Origin of the sequence: Stenotrophomonas sp. RS-48 (assembly GCF_030053245.1) — a bacterium.
GTDB lineage: Bacteria > Pseudomonadota > Gammaproteobacteria > Xanthomonadales > Xanthomonadaceae > Stenotrophomonas > Stenotrophomonas maltophilia_P.
This window is the reverse complement of record NZ_JASGBV010000041.1, coordinates 1-12,694: the sequence shown is the minus strand read 5'-3', so window position 1 is coordinate 12,694 and position 12,694 is coordinate 1. Positions and strand designations below refer to the sequence as shown.

The 12,694-nt window shown below is 67.6% G+C and carries 13 protein-coding genes; 8 read left to right on the top strand and 5 right to left on the bottom strand.

Translation table 11 applies throughout. From position 1 onward, the window contains the following. Positions 1 to 152: 152 nt before the first annotated feature. A complete protein-coding gene (locus QMZ25_RS08570) occupies positions 153 to 557 on the bottom strand; it encodes a hypothetical protein (RefSeq protein ID WP_283219459.1) in 405 nt (134 codons plus the stop codon). A 169-nt stretch (positions 558 to 726) separates the two neighbouring features. On the opposite strand from QMZ25_RS08570, the gene QMZ25_RS08565 reads away from it, so the two are divergent. Continuing rightward, positions 727 to 2,757, top strand: a complete 2,031-nt coding sequence (locus tag QMZ25_RS08565; protein ID WP_197572355.1) for a M3 family metallopeptidase — start codon at positions 727 to 729, stop codon at positions 2,755 to 2,757. A 57-nt stretch (positions 2,758 to 2,814) separates the two neighbouring features. Here the strand turns inward: QMZ25_RS08565 and QMZ25_RS08560 are convergent, their stop codons facing one another. Together QMZ25_RS08560 and QMZ25_RS08555 are read right to left on the bottom strand one after the other, a co-directional pair. Next, entirely contained in the window at positions 2,815 to 3,618 is an 804-nt protein-coding gene (locus tag QMZ25_RS08560; RefSeq protein WP_053519823.1) for an SDR family oxidoreductase, read from the bottom strand. Beyond that, on the bottom strand, positions 3,615 to 4,181 hold the full coding sequence (locus QMZ25_RS08555) for a DUF1415 domain-containing protein (protein WP_053519826.1): 567 nt from the start codon (positions 4,179 to 4,181) through the stop codon (positions 3,615 to 3,617). Before QMZ25_RS08555 ends, QMZ25_RS08560 begins: the two co-directional genes overlap by 4 nt. Positions 4,182 to 4,374: 193 nt before the next feature. Here QMZ25_RS08555 and QMZ25_RS08550 point away from each other — a divergent pair, with 193 nt between their 5' ends. From QMZ25_RS08550 to QMZ25_RS08540, 3 genes are all read left to right on the top strand, one after another. Then, positions 4,375 to 5,841 (top strand): benzaldehyde dehydrogenase, encoded by a 1,467-nt coding sequence (locus QMZ25_RS08550; protein ID WP_065181777.1) that lies wholly within the window; start codon positions 4,375 to 4,377, stop codon positions 5,839 to 5,841. Positions 5,842 to 5,858: 17 nt separating this feature from the next. Beyond that, on the top strand, positions 5,859 to 6,986 hold the full coding sequence (locus QMZ25_RS08545) for an NAD(P)-dependent alcohol dehydrogenase (RefSeq protein ID WP_283219458.1): 1,128 nt from the start codon (positions 5,859 to 5,861) through the stop codon (positions 6,984 to 6,986). 116 nt (positions 6,987 to 7,102) lie between these two features. Further along, positions 7,103 to 8,200 carry a helix-turn-helix domain-containing protein gene (locus QMZ25_RS08540; protein WP_283219457.1) on the top strand — a complete coding sequence of 366 codons (1,098 nt, stop codon included), beginning with the start codon at positions 7,103 to 7,105 and terminating at the stop codon, positions 8,198 to 8,200. Between the two features lie 35 nt (positions 8,201 to 8,235). On the opposite strand, the gene QMZ25_RS08535 is transcribed toward QMZ25_RS08540, so the two are convergent. After that, positions 8,236 to 8,718: a YajQ family cyclic di-GMP-binding protein gene (locus QMZ25_RS08535; protein WP_053519819.1), complete on the bottom strand. Its 483-nt coding sequence runs from the start codon at positions 8,716 to 8,718 to the stop codon at positions 8,236 to 8,238. 119 nt (positions 8,719 to 8,837) lie between these two features. Between QMZ25_RS08535 and QMZ25_RS08530 the strand changes: the two genes are divergently transcribed. The 3 genes from QMZ25_RS08530 to QMZ25_RS08520 all read left to right on the top strand — a co-directional run bounded on the left by QMZ25_RS08530 (position 8,838) and on the right by QMZ25_RS08520 (position 11,635). Beyond that, positions 8,838 to 9,734 (top strand): DMT family transporter, encoded by an 897-nt coding sequence (locus QMZ25_RS08530; protein ID WP_065175182.1) that lies wholly within the window; start codon positions 8,838 to 8,840, stop codon positions 9,732 to 9,734. A 207-nt stretch (positions 9,735 to 9,941) separates the two neighbouring features. Next, a complete protein-coding gene (locus tag QMZ25_RS08525) occupies positions 9,942 to 10,949 on the top strand; it encodes a methionine ABC transporter ATP-binding protein (RefSeq protein ID WP_065181774.1) in 1,008 nt (335 codons plus the stop codon). Continuing rightward, positions 10,946 to 11,635: a methionine ABC transporter permease gene (locus tag QMZ25_RS08520; RefSeq protein WP_053519816.1), complete on the top strand. Its 690-nt coding sequence runs from the start codon at positions 10,946 to 10,948 to the stop codon at positions 11,633 to 11,635. The genes QMZ25_RS08525 and QMZ25_RS08520 overlap by 4 nt, the downstream gene beginning before the upstream one ends. A gap of 84 nt (positions 11,636 to 11,719) precedes the next feature. Here QMZ25_RS08520 and QMZ25_RS08515 read toward each other — a convergent pair whose 3' ends face one another. Continuing rightward, positions 11,720 to 12,322: a lipocalin family protein gene (locus QMZ25_RS08515; protein ID WP_053519815.1), complete on the bottom strand. Its 603-nt coding sequence runs from the start codon at positions 12,320 to 12,322 to the stop codon at positions 11,720 to 11,722. 128 nt (positions 12,323 to 12,450) lie between these two features. Here QMZ25_RS08515 and QMZ25_RS08510 point away from each other — a divergent pair. Further along, positions 12,451 to 12,694: hypothetical protein (locus QMZ25_RS08510; RefSeq protein ID WP_283219456.1), on the top strand; the 244-nt coding region annotated here is incomplete at its 3' end.

Here is a 12,694-nt window from a genome sequence, read left to right as displayed (position 1 = left end):
GCGCCGGGCCATGCCCGGCGAGCGCAGCGGCGCATCAGAGCCCGTCGATCCCGGTAGCGCCGGGCCACGCCCGGCGAGCGCAGCGGCGTATCAGAGCCCGTCGATCCCGGTAGCGCCGAGCCACGCCCGGCGAGCGCAGCGGCGTATCCCGATCAGTACCCCGCCGCAGTGAACGCGTCGAGCACCACATCGCGCAGCGCATCAGGCAGCGCCTCGATGTCCATCGCGCGATCATCCAGGTGCAGTCGTGGGTCCAGGCTGCTGATGCGGTCCTGGGTCAGCGCCTGCAGCCACAGCAGCACGCAGATCACGAACTCGCGCTCGTGCCCCGGGTGCAGGTGGCCGGCACCGCGTTCGATCACCTCGAACGGGTACCACTCCTGCTCATCGTTGAGGATGCCGCCCTGCTGCATGAGCACCTGCAGCTGCTGCAGATGGCGCCGGGCATCATCGCCGGGATCGCACAATGTGGCGATCCAGGACAACTCCTCCGCGCTGGCAGACAGCGCCAGCGACCGGGCCGGCAACGCGGTTGCAACCTGAGCCAGACCTTCCATGTGGGGCCTCTATCGGCATGTTCCGCTGCGGACTCCCCCGCAGCCAGAGCTTCCGCGCGACCCCGTAAGGCCGACGTGAATGATTGGCGCGCCCCCCTTGTCTGCGGCTCCGGCCAGCGCCATATCGACTGGGCTGCCCGCTCCTCGGGCCCGTAACTGGAGATCTGCCGTGACCGCTGCCAACCCCCTGCTCGATTTCTCCGGCCTGCCGCGCTTCGAGGCGATCCGCCCCGAGCACGTGGCGCCGGCGCTGGACGTGCTGCTGGCCGAGGCCGAGGCCGCCGTCAACGCAGCCGAGCAGGTGCAGCCGGTCCGCTGGGACACCTTCGTGGTCCCGCTGGACGATGCCACCGAGCGGCTGTGGCGCGCCTGGGGCCTGGTCGGCCACCTGCAGGGCGTGGTCAACACGCCGGAACTGCGCGAGGCCTACAACAGCAACCTGCCGCGGGTGACCCGCTTCGCCAGTGCGCTGGGCCAGAACCTGGCGCTGTACCGCCAGTACCAGGCATTGGCCACCGGCCCGGAGGCGGGGTCGTTCGATGAGGCCCGGCGCAAGGTGCTGGACAATACGCTGCGCGACTTCCGCCTGGGGGGCGCGGAGCTGGCGCCGGACGCCCAGCAGCGGTTCGCCGCGATCAAGGAAGAACTGTCGGCGCTGTCCGCGAAGTTCTCGCAGAACGTGCTGGATGCCACCGATGCGTGGTCGTTGATCGTGGAAGACGAAGCACGCCTGGCCGGCGTGCCGGACGACGTGAAGGCTGCCGCGCGTGCGGCAGCGGCGAACGATGGCAGGGACGGTTGGAAGTTGACGCTGCAGATGCCGTGTTACCTGCCGGTACAGACCTGGGCCGAAGATCGTGACCTGCGCGAGATCCTGTACCGGGCCAGCGCGCAGCGCGCTTCCGAATTCGGCGATGACGCGTTGGACAACAGCGGCAACATCGACCGCATCCTGGCCCTGCGGGCTGAACTGGCCGCACTGCTCGGCTTTGATTCCTACGCCGACTACTCGGTGGCCACCAAGATGGCGCAGGACCCGGCCGAAGTGCTGGGCTTCCTGCGTGACCTGGCGTCGCGCGCCAAGCCGTTCGCGGCCAGGGACCGTGCCGAACTGGAGCAGTTCGCGCGTGACCACCTGGGCATCGACAGCCTGCAGGCCTGGGACCTGGCGTTCGCGGCCGACCGCCTGAAGCAGGCGCGCTACAGCTATTCCGAGCAGGAGGTGAAACAGTACTTCACCGAGCCGAAGGTGCTGGGTGGATTGTTCTCGGTGATCGAGCAGCTGTATGGACTGCGCGTGCAGGAGGACAGCGCGCCGGTCTGGCACGAGGACGTACGCTTCTTCCGCCTGGTCGATGCGCAGGACGCGCTGGTAGGCCAGTTCTATCTGGATCTGTACGCCCGTGAGGGCAAGCGCGGCGGTGCGTGGATGGACGATTGCCGCAACCGGCGCGAGCGTGCCGATGGCAGCGTGCAGACGCCGCTGGTGTATCTGGTGTGCAACTTCGGTCGCGGTGCCAACGGCAGGCCTGCTACGTTCAGCCACAATGAAGTGACCACGCTGTTCCATGAAATGGGCCATGGCCTGCACCAGCTGCTGACCCGGATTGGTGAGCTGGGCGTGGCCGGCATCAATGGCGTGGAATGGGATGCGGTGGAGCTCCCCAGCCAGTTCATGGAGAACTTCTGCTGGGAATGGGACCACCTGCAGCGCATGACTGCGCACGTGGAGACGGGTGAACCGCTGCCACGTGCGCTGTATGAGCGCATGCTGGCCGCGCGCAATTTCCACAGCGGCATGGCGACTGTCCGCCAGCTGGAGTTCGGTCTGTTCGACATGCTGCTGCACAGCCAGTTCGAGCCCACGCAGGACAGCGTGCTGGCACTGCTGGAGCGCGTGCGCGGCGAAGTGGCGGTGAATCATCCGCCAGCCTGGAACCGCTTCCCGCATCAGTTCAGCCACATCTTCGCCGGTGGCTATGCGGCCGGCTACTACAGTTACAAATGGGCCGAGGTGCTCAGTGCCGATGCCTATGCGGCGTTCGAGGAAGCACCGCAGGCATTGGCCGCGACCGGTGCACGTTTCCGCGACGAGATCCTCTCGCGCGGGGGCAGCCGTCCAGCGGCCGAGAACTTCAAGGCCTTCCGTGGCCGTGCGCCGCAGATCGATGCACTGCTGCGCCATTCGGGCATGGCCTGATCCCACGTCGGCTGTGAGGGGTGCCCCCCATGGCGGGCACCCCTCGACGGGCATCGGTCACTCGGCGTAGATCATCCTGCGGGTCATGCCGCCGTCGACGATGAAATCCTGGCCGGTGGTGAATCCGGACAGCGGCGACAACAGGTACACCGCCAGCGCGCCGATGTCTTCCGGGCGGCCGACGCGGCCGACCGGATGCTGTGCGTGGTCGATGGCCGAATACTCGGGCGCATGGCGCCGGGAGGGCGCCTGCCACTCGCTGGTGCCGATCCAGCCCGGACTGATGCTGTTCACCCGTACCGCCGGTCCGGCGCTGATTGCCAGCGCGTGGGTGAATGCCACCAGTCCGCCCTTGGCCGCGGCATAGGCTTCGCTATGGGCTTCGGACTGCCGGGCGCGGGTCGAGGCGATGTTGATGATGGCGCCGGCGCCACCGGATGACAGTGCCGGCAGGGCATGCCGGCTGCACAGGAAAGCGCCATGCAGCGATGACAGGCGGCGCTGCCATTCGTCCCACGCCATGTCCTGCAGCGGCGTACCGTGCGCACCGGCGATGCCGGCATTGTTGACCAGGCCATCGATGCCGCCAAACCGCTGCACCGCCGTGGCGATGAACGCGCGCACGCTGGCTTCGTCGGTGATGTCCAGGGGCTGGAACGCCGCATCGTCATCGCGTTGCCATTCGGCCAGGCAGGCGTGGCCGGCTTCCGTATCCAGATCGCCGATCAGCACGCGGCCGCCGGCACCGAGCACGGCCTGGGCGATGCCGCGGCCGATGCCATTGGCGCCACCGGTGACCAGCACCACCTTGCCCGCCAGCGGCGCGGCAGGCCAGGCAGCGATCGGCGGAGCCGCGCTCATGACAGGTCTTCGCCACGCAGGCGGCGATGCCAGCCGTCCACGCCGATGCGGTCCAGCGTCTGGATGTTGCGCTCGACGATCACGTCCGGATCGGGGAAGGCGTCCACCGCGCGTGCCACGCTGTCCTCGCGCAGCAGGTGCAGCGTGGGATAGGGCGCGCGGTTGGTGTAATTGCTGGCGTCGTTGGCGGCCACGCCTTCGAACTGGTAGTCCGGATGGAAGCTGGCCACCTGCAGGATGCCTTGCAGATCGAGCGCCTCGATCGCCGCGTCGGCGTTGTCGAGGAAGTCGTTGTAGTCCAGGAAATCCGTCAGCACCTGCGGGTGCACGATCAGGGTGGTGTCGATCTGCTCGGCCGGCGTGTCCCGCAGCAGCACCAGTTCCTCGGCCAGCTGTTCGACCAGTGCTTCGGGGGTGGTGGCATCACTGAGCACGAAGCGGACCTGGTCCTTCACATATACGGCCTTGGCGAACGGACACAGGTTCAGGCCGATGACGATGCGTTCCAGCCACAGGCGGGTGGCGGCGATCGGGTCGTCGGTGGGCAGGGCGATATCGGTCATGGCGGGCACATCGGCGGGCGAGGTCGCCATTGTAGGCAGTGTGCCGCCGCTGCGCTGTTCACTGTGCAGGAACTGGACAGTCGCCATGCTGCAAATCCCCGCCGATTCAAGCCTTTGCAGGCCACCGGCAGATGGCCGATTGCCTGCTGCGGGCGGTAGGCGTGGAATGGACGCACGACACAGGAGGACACCCATGACTGCATCTTCTCCGTGGCTGCCGGACGCCCTTTGGGCCGGCGCCCTCTTCGATGGCCGGTGGCAGGCGGCCGCGCAACGGCAGCCGGTGATCGAGCCGGCCACCGGTAACACGCTCGGCCAGATCGGCCTGGCCGACGCGGCGCAGGTGGCGCGCTCGGCGGCGGCCGCTGCGCAGGCGCAGCAGGCGTGGGCGGCGGCTCCGTACGAACAGCGCGCTGAAGTGCTGCGCAAAGCGGCACGCCTGGCCGAAGAACACATCGACACCCTGGTCGAATGGCTGGTACGCGAAAGCGGCTCCACCCGCCTGAAGGCAGGTTTTGAGGCCAAGGTGACCATCAAGGCACTGCACGAGGCTGCGGCGCTGCCGTCGCGCAGCACCGGCGAGATTCTGCCTTCCGAGCCGGGCCGCCTGAATCTGGCGCGGCGCCGACCGCTGGGTGTGGTAGGGGTCATCTCGCCTTTCAACTTCCCGCTGTATCTGGCCATGCGCGCGGTGGCGCCGGCCATCGCGCTGGGCAACGCGGTGGTACTCAAACCTGACCCGCGCACAGCGGTGTGCGGCGGGGCGGTGATCGCACGCCTGTTCGAGCAGGCCGGCCTGCCGGCAGGCGTTCTGCACATGCTGCCCGGTGATGGCGCGGCCGGCGCTGCGCTGACCAGCGATCCGCACGTGGCGATGATCCAGTTCACCGGCTCCACCGCCGCCGGGCGCAAGGTCGGAGAGGCGGCGGGCAAGCATCTGAAGAAGGTCTCGTTGGAGCTGGGCGGCAAGAACTCGTTGATCATCCTCGATGATGCCGACCTCGACCTGGCGGTGGCCAACACCGCGTGGGGGGTCTACCTGCATCAGGGCCAGATCTGCATGGCGACCGGCCGCGTGCTGGTGCAGCGGAAGATCCACTCCGCGTTCCTGCAGAAGCTGGTGGCCAAGGCCAATTCATTGAAGGTGGGCGATCCGGCGCGCGAAGACGTGGCGATCGGTCCGCTGATCAATGCCGGCCAGCGCGACCACGCCACGCGCGTGGTCGAGCAGGCAGTGCAGGCCGGTGCCTCGCTGGAGGCCGGAGGTACCCATCGCGATCTGTTCTTCGCGCCGACCGTGCTTGGCAACGTCGCTGCTGACAATCCGGCGTTCAACGAAGAAATCTTCGCGCCGGTGGCGGTGGTGGTGCCGTTCGACGATGACGACGATGCCGTGCGCCTGGCCAACGACAGCGAGTACGGCCTGTCGATGGCCATCGTTTCCAGCAATGTCGGCCGCGCACTGAAGCTCGGTGAGCGCCTGCGCACCGGACTGCTGCACATAAACGATCAGACCGTGAACGACGAGGTGATCAATCCCTTTGGCGGCGTCGGAGCATCCGGCAATGGCACCAGTATCGGCGGCCCCGCCAACTGGGAGGAGTTCACGCAGTGGCAGTGGTTGACCGTCAAGGGCGAGGCGCCCGCTTACCCGATCTGATCGAAGGAGCCATCACGATGAACGACAATACGGCAACACGCGAGATCACCGCCGCAGTGGTCCGCGGCAAGGAACAACCCTTCGTCATCGAGCAGGCCCGGCTGCGCGGCCCGCAGGAGGATGAGGTCCTGGTGAAGGTGGTAGCCACCGGCCTGTGCCACACCGACCTGATCGTGCGCGATCAGTACTACCCGGTGCCGTTGCCCGCGGTGCTGGGTCACGAAGGCGCCGGCGTCGTGGAGGCGGTCGGCCCCAACGTAAAGGAACTGAAAGCAGGGGATCACGTGGTGCTGACCTATGGCGCCTGCGGCCACTGCAATCCGTGCCGGGGCGGTCATGGCGCCTACTGCAGGGATTTCTTCGCGCTGAACTTCGGGGGCGATGATGGCCACGGCCATACCGCCATCACCGATGCGCAGGGTCAGCCGTTGCACGACCATTTCTTCGCGCAGTCTTCGTTTGCCACCTATGCGCTGGCGCGCGAGATCAATGCGATCAAAGTGCCCGACGATGCGCCTCTGGAACTGCTGGGCCCGCTGGGCTGCGGCATCCAGACCGGTGCCGGCGCGGTACTCAATTCGCTGAAGGTACGCTCGGGCAGCAGTTTTGCCAGCTACGGTGCCGGCGCAGTCGGTCTGAGTGCGGTGATGGCGGCCAAGGTGGCCGGTGCCACGACCATCATCGCCATCGATGTGGTGCCGTCGCGGCTGGCACTCGCGCTGGAGCTGGGCGCCACCCACGTGGTCAACAGCCGCGAGACCGATGTGGTCGAGGCCGTGCGCGCCATCACCGGCGGTGGCGCTGATTTCGCGCTGGAATCGACCGGTCGCCCGGAGGTGCTCTCTGCGGGTATCGAGGCCTTGGGGGGCTTGGGCATGATGGGCGTGGTCGGTGCACCAAAGCTGGGCACGACCGCCAGTTTCGACGTGAACAACCTGCTGCTGGGTGGCCGCAGCATCCGTGGCATCGTGGAAGGCGACAGCGTGCCGCAGATGTTCATTCCGCAGCTGGTCACGCTGTTCCAGCAGGGCCGCTTCCCGTTCGACAGGCTGGTGAAGTTCTACCCGCTGGAGCAGATCAACCAGGCGGCCGAGGACAGCACCCGGGGCATCACCCTGAAGCCGATCCTGCGCATCGCGGCGTGATCTGAGGGCAGGGCTGCAGGGCTTCGCCCTGCACCTGCCGGATGGGCGGCAACCGCAGGCCAATACCTCATCGGAGCGTAACGTGGCGTTGCCGCTGGCGGGTGTACGCTGCGCCCATGATCGCAACTTCCGTCGGGCAACAGCAGCTGGTAGCGGTACGCGCGGCCTTTGCCGAGGGCGATGCGCGCTCATTGAACGTGTTGCCGCAGCCGTTGCAGCAGTCGTGGATGCGCTCGCGCGCGGCTGGCCTGCAGCCCGGGCAGGAACCGGTCTACCTGCCGCTGCAGAGCGATGGTCGGCATCTGCCCCAGCGCGACGACCGTCGCCTGGCGCGCTGCGTGCAACCGGAGCTGGAACAGCTGTGGGCCGCTTTCGGCGGACGCGGCTGGACGATGTTCTGCGCCAACCGCGAGGGCATGGTGATCGCGCAGCAGGCGCATGGCCTGGAAGACTCGCCCCTGCTGCGGCCGATCCAAGTCGGGCGGCGGCTGGGCGAAAGCGAGATCGGCACCACCGCGCCGGCGGTCAGCCTGGCCGACGACCTGCCTGCGCTGGTACGCGGCAATGAACATTACCTGCAGCGTTTCGCTCCGGTGTTCTGCCTCAGTGAACCCCTGCACGATCTCGACGGGCGGGTATGCGGAGTGATCGATATCACCGGGCTGGGTGAGCGCGATCCTTCGCTGCTGCAGGGCTATTTCCGGCAGGCCGCACTGGCCAGCGAGAATCGCCTGTTCTACACGCTTGCCGATGTGCACCTGCTGGCGCTGCAGCATGATCCGCGCTGGCTGGCGTCGCCCTTGCAGGGGCTGGTGGCGGTGCAGGAGGATGGCCAGCTGCGCGCCGCCAACCGTGTGGCCCGGCGTTTGTTGGGCCTGCCGCGGCGCGGGCCACTGCCGTTGCTGGATCTTGCAGCGGTGTTTGCCGGCGCCAGTGCCGCACAGCGGCGGCGCCTGCTGCAGCCGGGGGCGCCGCATCGGGTCCGGTTGGGCGAGGGCAGTGCGGTCTACCTGCAGCATCTGCAGGCGCCGCGCAAGGTCGCTGGCAACAGCGTGCGACGGTCTTCACCGGCGACGATGGCGGCGCCGGCGCTGCGCGATCAGCAGCGTGAAGCGGCGCGCCGGGCGGCGCAGGCGGCGGACGGCAATCTCAGTCTGGCCGCACGCCAGCTGGGCATCTCGCGCACCACGCTGTACAAGCTGCTGCGTGATTGATCGAGCGCGGTGCCGGGCCACGCCCGGCGGAGCAGTCAGTCGCGGAAATTGTTGAACTGCAGCGGCAGCTCGAACTTGCCGGCCTTCAGTACTGCGATCGCGTCCTGCAGATCGTCGCGCTTCTTGCCCTGCACGCGCAGCTTGTCGCCATTGATCTGGCTTTCCACCTTCAGCTTGGCGTCCTTCAGTGCGGCGGCGATCTTCTTGGCCACCTTCTGCTCGATGCCCTGCTTGACGGTGATCTTCTGCCGCGCCTGCGCCAGATTGGTCTCGATGTCGCCGAACTCCAGGCTCAGCACGTCGATGCCGCGCGCTGCCAGACGCGCACGCAGGATGTCGTTCATCTGCTTGAGCTGGAACTCGGTCGGCGCGAACTGGTTGATGACATCGCCATCACGCTCGAACTTGGCGTCCACGCCCTTGAAATCGAAGCGGGTGCTCAGTTCGCGGTTGGCCTGGTCGATGGCGTTGGTCAGCTCGTGGGTGTCGACTTCGGAGACGACGTCGAAGGAAGGCATGGGCGATGCTCCACAGAATTCAGTGCGGACATTCTATCGCGCCGGCCAGCCTGCCCGCTTTCCGTGGCGCTGGGCATCGCTGCAACGGCATCCCGCCGCCGGCTCGGCGATAATGGGCCATGAACGTGCAACGCTCCCCCTCGCGCGCGGTGGCCTGGATGGTCGCCGCGGTCGCCTGCTTCTCCCTGATGGACGCCGGCATGAAGCAGCTGGCGGCCAGCTATCCCACCCTGCAGGTGACCTTCCTGCGCGGCGCGGCGTCGTTGCCGTTCGTGCTGGTCTGGGTGCTGGTCAGCGCGGGCCCGCGTTCGCTGGTGCCACGTCGCTGGGGCCTGCATCTGCTGCGTGGCGCGCTGGGCATGGCGATGATCGGCTGCTTCGTGTTCGCGTTGCGCGATCTGCCACTGTCCACCGCCTACACCATCTACTTCGTCGCGCCGCTGCTGATCGCGGCCCTGTCGGTGCCGCTGCTGGGCGAACGGGTCGGACCGCGTCGCTGGGTGGCCATCGGCATCGGCCTGGTCGGCGTGCTGGTGGTGCTGCGGCCCGGCGTGGATGGGTTCATCTCGGTGCCGGGCCTGATGGTGCTGGCCGCGGCCACCGCCTACGCCGTTGCCGCGATCACGGTCAGCCTGCTGACCCGTACCGACACCTCGCAGTCGATGGTGGTCTGGTTCCTGGTCATCATGGCGATCGGCGCGGGCCTGCTGGCGATTCCCGGCTGGAGGCCGTTGCTGCTGGCGCACGCGCCGCTGATCGCGGGCATGGGGCTGGCCGGTGCACTGGGTCAGATCGCCCTGACCAAGGCCTTCCAGCTGGGCGAGGCATCCATGATCGCGCCCCTGGAGTACAGCGGCCTGGTCTGGGTGATCGGATGGGATCTGGCTTTCTGGGGGCAGTTGCCGGATGGCTACACCTGGGTGGGGGCGGCGATCATCGTGGCGTCGGGCCTGTACCTGCTGCACCGCGAGCGGGTGAACCGCCAGCAGCCGCCGAAGCCGCTGGATCATCCCTGAACCGGTTTGGCAGGGGAGCGGGGTCAGAGCCCCTGCGGGGATCCGACCCCGGGGTCAGATCCCACAGGGGCTCTGACCCCGGAACCCGGCCGGAGTAGGTGTCTTAGAACCAAAAGGAATAACATTCTGGCCCATGGCGCGGGCGCGCGACCGCCGGCGCTGGTAGGCTGCACGCCCCCTTCTGTCGCCTGCCGGTGAGCCGCTCCCGTGATCGAGTTCCAGCGCCTGCACAAATCCTATGCCGTTGCCGGCCGCGCGGTCAGCGCGCTGCAACCGCTGGACCTGACCATCGAGGCCGGCGAGGTCTTCGGCATCATCGGTCATTCCGGTGCCGGCAAATCGACGCTGATCCGCATGATCAACCGCCTGGAAGAGCCTTCCGGTGGCCGATTGCTGATCGGCGGCGAGGACATCACCGCGCTGGATGCCGACGGCCTGCGCTCGCTGCGCCGGCGAATCGGCATGATCTTCCAGCACTTCAACCTGCTGTCCTCGCGCACGGTGGCGGGCAACGTCGCCTTCCCGCTGGAGCTGGCCGGTACACCGAAGGCGGAGATCGACAGCCGGGTGGCCGAACTGCTGCAGACCGTCGGCCTGCAAGCACACGCACAGAAGTACCCGGCGCAGCTGTCCGGAGGCCAGAAGCAGCGCGTGGGCATCGCCCGTGCCCTGGCCACCCGCCCGCAGATCCTGCTGTGCGACGAGGCCACCAGTGCTCTCGACCCGCAGACCACCGCGTCGGTGCTGGCGCTGCTGTCGAAGATCAACCGCGAGCTGGGCCTGACCATCGTGCTGATCACCCACGAGATGGATGTGATCCGCCGCGTCTGCGACCGGGTGGCGGTGCTCGATGCCGGCCAGCTGGTGGAGACCGGTCCGGTCACCCAGGTGTTCCTGCATCCGCAGCATCCCACCACCCGCCGTTTCGTCAGCGAATCGGAGCATGTGGACGAAGGAACGCTGCACCGTGATTTCGACGCCGTGAGTGGGCGCATCGTGCGCTTGACCTTCCTCGGTGGCGATACCTACGAACCCCTGCTGGGCAGCATCGCGCGCCAGACCGGGGTCGATTACAACATCCTGTCCGGGCGTATCGACCGGATCAAGGACACGCCGTATGGCCAACTGGTCGTAGCCCTGGTCGGTGGCGATCACGCCGCCGCGCAGGCCGCGTTCGTGGCCGCTGGCGTGCATGTCGAGGAACTGCGTCGATGATCATTGCTGCTGCGGACGGATTCTTCCGCCACCTGGACGCCGGCAAGTGGGCCGATATCGGCCAGGCCACCATCGACACCCTGCTGATGCTGGCCGGTTCGCTGCCCTTGACCCTGGCCATCGGGCTGCCGCTGGGCGTGCTGCTGTATCTGTTCGGTGCGCCGCAGATGAAGCGTCGTCCGTTCGCCTATGGCGTGCTGGCGCTGGTGGTCAACCTGCTGCGCTCGGTGCCCTTCATCATCCTGATGATCGTGCTGATTCCGGTGACGCTGTTCATGATGGGGACGTCGCTGGGTGTTCGCGGTGCGATCGTGCCCCTGGTGATCGGCGCCGCACCGTTCTATGCGCGGCTTGTGGAAACCGCGCTGCGCGAAGTGGACCGTGGGGTGATCGAGGCGACCCAGGCGATGGGCGCAACCACCTGGCAGCTGGTCACCCGTGTACTGCTGCCGGAAGCGCGGCCGGGCCTGATCGCAGGTGCCACGGTCACGACCGTTGCGCTGATCGGCTTCACCGCCATGGGCGGTGCGATCGGCTCGGGCGGCCTGGGCGATCTGGCGTTCCGTGATGGCTACCAGCGTTCGCACACCGACGTCGCCCTGGTGACCGTGGTGCTGCTGCTGGTGCTGGTGCAGCTGCTGCAGATGCTCGGCGACCGGCTGGTCGCACATTACACCCGCAGGTAACCGGCACGTCCGCCGGGCATGGCCCGGCGCTACCCTGCCACGCGGACGTTCCAGTAGCGCCGGGCCATACCCGGCGGCGTCGTCTCACCGCGCGTTGGGCACTTCATAGCCCAGTTTGCCGACCTGGTCCGGGCGCTGCGGCACCCGCTTGAGCTTGTCGGTATTCACTCCGTACTCGTCGCGCAGGCGCTCGGCCAGCTCCTTGTACAGCGTCTTGTCCATGTCAGGCCGACGGGCAAAGATCCACGCCATCTCGCGGCCCGGATAGCCGATCAGTGCCCAAGAGTAATCCGGCGCCACTTCCAGAACGCGCGAATGGGTCGGCACCACGCGGTAGAACCAGGTCCGCCAGCCATGGTTGCCGCTGTCCGGGTCGACGCTGGCACGGGCGCGGATCTCCTGTTGCGGTTCGCTGAAGCCGTTGCGGTAGCGGTAGGTGATGGCAACCTTGTGATCGTCGCGCAGCGCGTACTCGTTGACGCTGGCAACGTGACCGCGCTCGACGAAGTTCGGCACGCGGCCGATCACGTACCAGGTGCCCATGAAACGTTGCAGGTCGATCGGCGCGTTCGGATCGGGGGCGCGGGGCGCCGCGGCACGCGGCGACGGCGGATCGCTGGCAGCCAGCGCCGGGCCCGCCAGGGACAGGGCCAGCAGCACGGCGCAGAGCGGGCGGATCGAAGTCATGCGGGAGCGGGCTCCAGTGGGCTTGCACGCGCATGGTCGACTGTGTGCACGCGGTCCGTCAATGGTGTCGCAGCGTATGAGAAGGCCCTTGCCCAAGCTGTGTTGCATTGTCCACCGGAGAAACCCGCATGAGCGCACGCCTCACACGCCGCCCCTCGACTGAACGCGTCAGCGAACGCGCCGATCCGCGCCTGCTGCGCGGTGTACAGCATCTGGCACTGGCCGGTGTTGCACTGGTCCTGGTGTGGCCGGCCGCCCGCGGCAGCAGTGCCTGGCTGGACTGGCTGCCCCTGTGGCTGATCGGCACGCGAGCCGAAGCTGGACGCCACCGTGCGGGACCATTATCTGGCCACGGCGCGGCTGCAGGGCTTC